This window comes from Bacteroides cellulosilyticus DSM 14838 (assembly GCF_000158035.1).
GTDB classification, from domain to species: domain Bacteria; phylum Bacteroidota; class Bacteroidia; order Bacteroidales; family Bacteroidaceae; genus Bacteroides; species Bacteroides cellulosilyticus.
Window position 1 is genome coordinate 172,249 of sequence record NZ_EQ973495.1, and the last position, 2,747, is coordinate 174,995.

Here is a 2,747-nt window from a genome sequence, read left to right on the forward strand (position 1 = left end):
CGTCTAAAAGATTATTTATCATTTCACTCATAACCCGCCCATAGTGAGCAAACTTAAATCAGCGGCAGAATCTCCTCCTTCTCCACATCGCAGTGATGAAAGTGCATTTCCTGTTCCGCCTTCTCCTTCGGGAAAGTGAAGTAAGTGCATACCGCCTCCGAGCACACCTCTCCCGCCTCATTATAAAGTTTCGCATCGATGATCACAATATTCCGCTTCTGCTCGCGTATGGAAGCCCGCAACACGACATGCGAGTCCGTAGTCGATACCGGTTTACGAAAACGAGTTTCCATCTTCGAAGTCACCCCGCTTGTCTGCAACTTACGCACTACCACCCATCCGCAAATTTCATCCAGCAACACCGACTGAATGCCACCATGCAACGTATTCAGCCAACCTTGATACTCCGGACGCGGCTTCCAGATGCTCACCACTTCGTCTCCATCCTCGTAAAACTCCATTTTCACACCGGACTCATTATTGGGAGCACAACCGAAACAATTGTATCCTTCCAAATCTTTCCACGGGTTAATAATCTTCTTCATACAATTTCGTTTTTATTTTTAATTCAAGTTTCGCAGATTCTACAAAAAGATTGTAAATGGTACTTTTTTAGGCGCGGATTACACGGATTACGCGAATTTTTTAGTTAATCGACACAATAGCGCAGCTTTAAATCCGCGCAATCCGTGTAATCCGCGCCTAATATCCACACTAATAATATGTATATTCACGCTCTTCGTACACCACCGGCACATCGTCTATATACTTGATCCTGATTTTCCAGTTTCCTTGGTTATCATTATGGAATTTATAGACGTATTTCACTTCTTCGGTTTGCCCTTCCGGACGCTCTGTTCCGGAAATCAGTTCCCCTTTGGTATTGTACCGATACGTATGCTGGCTTTGAGATGTACCATCCGGTGAAAGATATTCCTCGAACACTACACGTCCCTGAAAATTATAGCCTCTCCGAACAGAGCCAACCGGATCAGATCCTTCAGGTTGCAACAACACTTTCCGCTCTATTTGCTGCCCATAGGAATCATATATATAACGGAACTCACTACATTTTGTTCCATTCGTCAGGTAACCGACTTCCTGTACCATATTACCTTCTATGTCATAGCGAAACACATCCCGCTGCATAATTTCACCCTTATCATCCAGTATTGAACAGTGCTTGAGACGCCCTTCCTTATCGTATCCATAATTCTTGTTTGCCGTCAGCACACCCGCCGGTGTATAATGACTTTCTTTCGACAAATTCCCATTCTCATCATATTCATACTGAATCTTTTCCCGACATACTCCCGCTTCCGTGAACCGTTCCTCTTTTACTTTCCGTCCGTTTTCACCAAACTCGTAAACGAAGAACTGCCCTTTCTTCTCTCCCTTATCCACCGCCTGCGGACCTTTGGCAATGGCAACGTACGACCTTTGCTGTACCTTCTTCACTTTACCGCGCACGGGTATTTTCTCCCAGTCATTTCCACCGCCTGCATACTCTATATCTCTGCGGATAATGAAATTCGGTTCTCCATATTCATTGCAACCTTCAAAACGTTCTGTCCAGTTACCCGCTTCATCTATCTTCCGAATCGGATTCTTCTGATTATCATCTTTCACCACCCGCATCTTACCTAACTGTAGTGCACCCCTTCTTTTCAGAGTCAGTGTATCCCCCTTTCCAATCGGGTATTCTCCCACGCGTTCCATCTTTTCATCCGGACCACCCATCAGGATAATCTTCTCCGGCGTTCCATCCTCATTGTACAGCACTTGTCTGCCCGATGACCTCTTTTTCACATAGTCTTTGGAGTAGATTTTCAACATCTTTCCCGCTTCATCGTACAAGGCAGAAGTAATCTGGAGTGTATCTTCCTGTCCGTTCATATAGGCAATGCAATTCAGCCGTCCTTTTTCATCATACGTATAGCCCCAACAATCGCTGACTCCTTCATCCGCAGTTGCATAAATCTCGCACGACACCTGTCCAGCAGGGTTATACACATACACCAGTTTACCATGCGGACTGCCGTCCGGCTTCAGCCTGTTCTCTACCATCTTACGGCCTTTGCTATCGTACTTCACGAATGTAATGTAATCCACCACCTTACCAGTCACCCACGTAGTATCCTTCAATAGCGGCTCATACACCACCGTACGTATGTTTTTAATGCCCGGCTGATCCTGGGCGCGAAGTGCAGCCGAACCGGCTGCCAATAGAAGAAGCAAACCAAATATTTTACATCTCTCAGAGATAAATCGGTGTCTCATATCCAATAGTGTTTTTCAATATGTTGCCACAAATATAACAATACTTCGACACGCACAAAAAAAGGCGGGGAGTTTTTTACTCCCACGCCTCCGCTTTTACTTCAAAACAAGGACACTCTTTCGTCCTTTCCCAGGGATCTACAATGCCGTTGTAGTTTTTATCAGGGCTCAGATCCCGGTGTCCCACCACCCGCGCCTCCGGATAACTCTGCAACAGATTGGCTATCAGTCGGTGCATGGCCTCTTTCTGCCGTAAAGTCCGCGTGTCGGCTGGACGTCCGTTCACATCCAGACCGCCCTCATAACATACTCCAAGACTATTCGCATTGTATCCACGGGCATGCGCCCCAGGCACATCTTCCGACCTCATCAATTCCACCTGTCCCGACTTCCGGATATAATAGTGATACCCCCACGATGAAAAGCCCCTGTAACGGTGCGCCGTATCCACGTCCTGCGCACTGAAA

General features: G+C 46.5%; 3 protein-coding genes. All 3 read right to left on the reverse strand.

Going from position 1 to position 2,747, the window contains the following annotated elements; genetic code table 11:
• Positions 1 to 53: 53 nt before the first annotated feature.
• On the reverse strand, positions 54 to 545 hold the full coding sequence (locus BACCELL_RS23055; protein WP_007214527.1) for a PaaI family thioesterase: 492 nt from the start codon (positions 543 to 545) through the stop codon (positions 54 to 56).
• A 169-nt stretch (positions 546 to 714) separates the two neighbouring features.
• Positions 715 to 2,280 carry a hypothetical protein gene (locus BACCELL_RS23060; protein ID WP_007214528.1) on the reverse strand — a complete coding sequence of 522 codons (1,566 nt, stop codon included), beginning with the start codon at positions 2,278 to 2,280 and terminating at the stop codon, positions 715 to 717.
• 76 nt (positions 2,281 to 2,356) lie between these two features.
• Positions 2,357 to 2,747 (reverse strand): N-acetylmuramoyl-L-alanine amidase (locus BACCELL_RS23065; RefSeq protein WP_007214529.1); only part of this gene is annotated, 391 nt, incomplete at its 5' end.

Excerpts from the sequence above, each read along its gene's own strand:
- BACCELL_RS23060 (WP_007214528.1), bottom strand. The coding sequence starts at position 2,280 with ATGAGACACCGATTTATCTCTGAGAGATGTAAAATATTTGGTTTGCTT.
- BACCELL_RS23055 (WP_007214527.1), bottom strand. The coding sequence starts at position 545 with ATGAAGAAGATTATTAACCCGTGGAAAGATTTGGAAGGATACAATTGT.